This window comes from Streptococcus sp. 10F2 (genome assembly GCF_054331515.2).
In genome coordinates this window covers 1-524 of the sequence record NZ_JBTGGE020000136.1, presented here as the reverse complement: position 1 = coordinate 524, position 524 = coordinate 1, and the positions used below count along the sequence as shown (strand labels likewise).

The 524-nt window shown below is 40.3% G+C and carries 1 pseudogene; it reads left to right on the top strand.

The features are described 5' to 3' along the window. Window positions 1–190 precede the first annotated feature (190 nt). Window positions 191–524, top strand: a pseudogene (locus ACXM1Q_RS09410) (group II intron reverse transcriptase/maturase); the annotation flags it as partial.

Below are 524 nucleotides of genomic sequence, written 5' to 3'. Positions count from 1 at the left end.
CATAGTAGTGAAGAAACTTCTGTAATGGAAGTGGAGCGAAGGGGTGAACAGTTAACCGAAGTATACCTACTTCACTTGTATCTGTAAGGCTAAGTGTCTGATAGAACTGGAGGCAGTCACGTATTGACTAGAGGAAGGTTCATCAATTTAAGATGTCCTACAGATAGCGAAACAAGAAAGGAATACGCACATGTCTAAATTACTAGACCAGATATTATCAAGAGACAATCTTCTTGAAGCCTATAAGCAGGTTAAAGCCAATAAAGGTTCTGCAGGTATTGATGGTGTCACAGTTGATACGATTGATGATTATCTGAGAGAGCACTGGCGAGAAACGAAAAAGCAGATATTGGAAAGAAAGTATAAACCTCAACCAGTATTGCGGGTGGAAATCCCGAAGCCCAATGGAGGTGTTCGTCAGCTAGGTATTCCAAGCATGATGGATAGAATCATTCAACAGGCCATTGTACAGGTTTTAAGTCCAATCTTTGAAACTCATTTTTCAGACTATAGCTATGGCTTTC